Below are 2,414 nucleotides of genomic sequence, written 5' to 3'. Positions count from 1 at the left end.
CAGGCCCTGAGAGCCCGGGCCTGAGCTCGGCGGCCGCCACGGACGAGGTCAGGGTGAGCATCGCCACGGCGCCGAGCAACGCGGGACGCGAGGTGACCAAGATGTGTGAGATGCGCTCCATCAGTGATCACTCTGCCTCAGGAAAATGAGACATGCGCTCCAACTTAACCGAGATTTTCCTGTGAACCCATCGGCGTGGCGTCCTTCGAGCCCGGCGACACCCACCTGCTCCACACCGACGGCAGCACGAAGCCGGCGTCGGGGATGGACTGCTCGGTGAAGGCGGTGGGGGTTGCGGCGTCGAGGTCGCCGTCGCAGACGCGGATGGTGGCGCCCAGCCGCCAGTCGTAGGCGTTGGGGGAGACGCGGCTGGGCTCGTACGGCTCGATGGTGATCTCGCCGGCCTGGACGGCGGCGGCGATGGCGGGACCGGTGAGGATCACGATGCCACCACCTGGAGTCGGGCGAGGTCTCGCCAGTAGGCGGAGGGCTGCGGTCCTGTGGCGGCCTGGTATTTGCCGCGGTAGAGGTTCACGGCGCCGGTGGAGACGAAGAACATGATCTGGCCGATCTTCATGCCACGCGCAGTGGTCGGATCGGGGTGAGCATGAGCGTCCACTGGCCGTGGAAGCCGATGTCGCCGATGGGGGCGGTGATCTCGACGAACAGGCCGAGACGTCCGACGGAGGAGCGGCCGAACAGCAGCGGCACGAACGTGTCGGAGCCGACCTCTTCGAGGGTGTGTCCGAGGTAGAGCTCGCCCGGCTGGAGGACGTGCCCGTCCGGGCCGATGGTGGTTTCGCGGGTGAGGTTGGGCCGGTGGGCGTCCAAGACGGGGCCCGTGTAGGTGATCAGGGTGGGGCCCAGACGCACGTTGTAGCTGTTGGGGTTGACCTGGTCGGCGGCGAACGGGGTGATGCGGAGGCGGCCGTCGTGAGCGGCAGCGGTGATCTCCGGGCCGGTGAGGATCACCACCTGCCTCCTTCCGCGGTGTCGGGAGCGGTGAGGACGTGTTGGACGGCCTGGTCCAGACGCAGGCCCGCCTCGTACGTGCGCTCGCCGAGGTAGGTGTCGGCGAGGTAGTCGGTGGTAAGCACGGTGGTGACGGCGTCCGGCAATGGATCGGGAGCGGTGACGAGCGGGCCGGTCTGGGTGGTCAGATGTGACAGCCAGCCGGGGAGGTCGCTTTGTGCTGGATCCGGCAACACCTTGCGGACGGGGTTCGAGAACGCCCACTGGTGGGCGAAGTTCATGAAGGTGCCGTCGAGGGTGTCGAACAGGCTCATGCCGGTGGCGAAGAGCAGCGGCAGGCAGAGGACCGCGTACCAGGGCAGGCCAGCGGCGGCGCCGTTGCCGGCCAGGGCGAGGAGCAGGACCTCGGTCGTGGTGTCGAAGCCGATGCCGAAGACGAAGCCGAGGGGGAACATTACGGAAGTGGCTCGACGCGAACTCCGTCGGCCCGACGACCGCGCTCCGCTACGGGGCGACCGTCCGCAACCACATCGTCGAGCACCTTGGCCGACGCGAGCTGCGGTCCCTCAACCAGCCCTCGATCATTCAGGGTTGGATCCGCGCGCTCCAGGACGGCGGCCTGGAGGTGTCCACGATCGAGGGCATCTTCGACATCCTCTCCAGCATCCTCGGCTCGGCCGTGGAGGACGGGCTGCTGCCGAAGAACCCCTGCAAGGCGAAGTCGGTCAAGCTCCCGACCGCGACCAAGAAGAAGATCATCCATTGGTCGCTGGAGCGCGTCCGCGCGGTCATCGCCGGACTCCCGAAGCGATTCCAGGCCGGCGGCAAGCTTGCCTTCGGCTGCGGCCTTCGCCAGGGCGAGGTGTTCGGCTTCGCCGTCGAGGACATCGACTTCAAGGGCGGCTGGATACACGTCAACCGTCAGGTACGGCTCGTCGGTACGAAGCCCGTCTTCGCCCTGCCCAAGGGCAACAAGATCCGGTCGGTGCCCCTGCCGGCCCAGCTCGCCGCAACCATCAAGGCTCACATGAAGGAGTTCCCGCCGACCGCCGTCACCCTGCCCTGGGCCAAGCCGGACGGCGAGCCGAAGACCTTCCGCCTCCTCTTCGTCGACGCGAAGGCGCGGGCGTACAACCGAAGCGTCCTCAACATGGGCGACTGGAAGCGAGCCCTGGCCGCGGCCGGCGTGATACCCCCCCAACGAGCGCGGCGCGCGCTACCTCCAGGCGGCGCCGGACGACGGCATGCACGCCCTCCGGCACGCCTACGCCTCCGTGCTCCTGGACGCAGGGGAGAGCATCAAGGCGCTCTCCGAGTACCTCGGCCACTCGGACCCGGGCTTCACGCTGCGGACGTACACGCACCTGCAGCAGTCCAGCGAGACCCCCACCCGCAAGCGATCGACGACGCTTTCACGGAGGCCCAGGAGCCCGAAGCTCAGG

The 2,414-nt window shown here is 68.2% G+C and carries 5 pseudogenes; 1 reads left to right on the top strand and 4 read right to left on the bottom strand.

What is annotated here, in order from left to right:
- Positions 1 to 242 precede the first annotated feature (242 nt).
- The 4 pseudogenes from AB0N17_RS46150 to AB0N17_RS46135 all read right to left on the bottom strand — a co-directional run.
- Positions 243 to 479 (bottom strand): annotated as a pseudogene (locus tag AB0N17_RS46150) (deoxycytidine triphosphate deaminase); the annotation flags it as partial.
- A pseudogene (dcd, locus tag AB0N17_RS46145) lies at positions 440 to 972 on the bottom strand (dCTP deaminase). The pseudogenes dcd and AB0N17_RS46150, both read right to left, overlap by 40 nt.
- Positions 969 to 1,205 (bottom strand): annotated as a pseudogene (locus AB0N17_RS46140) (bifunctional metallophosphatase/5'-nucleotidase); the annotation flags it as partial. The pseudogenes dcd and AB0N17_RS46140, both read right to left, overlap by 4 nt.
- Positions 1,206 to 1,427 (bottom strand): annotated as a pseudogene (locus AB0N17_RS46135) (HoxN/HupN/NixA family nickel/cobalt transporter); the annotation flags it as partial.
- A gap of 2 nt (positions 1,428 to 1,429) precedes the next feature.
- Here AB0N17_RS46135 and AB0N17_RS46130 point away from each other — a divergent pair.
- Positions 1,430 to 2,414, top strand: a pseudogene (locus tag AB0N17_RS46130) (site-specific integrase); the annotation flags it as partial.

The sequence above is a fragment of the Streptomyces sp. NPDC051133 genome, assembly GCF_040682635.1.
In the GTDB taxonomy this organism is placed as follows: Bacteria; Actinomycetota; Actinomycetes; order Streptomycetales; family Streptomycetaceae; genus Streptomyces.
This window is presented reverse-complemented; position numbering and strand designations above follow the sequence as displayed.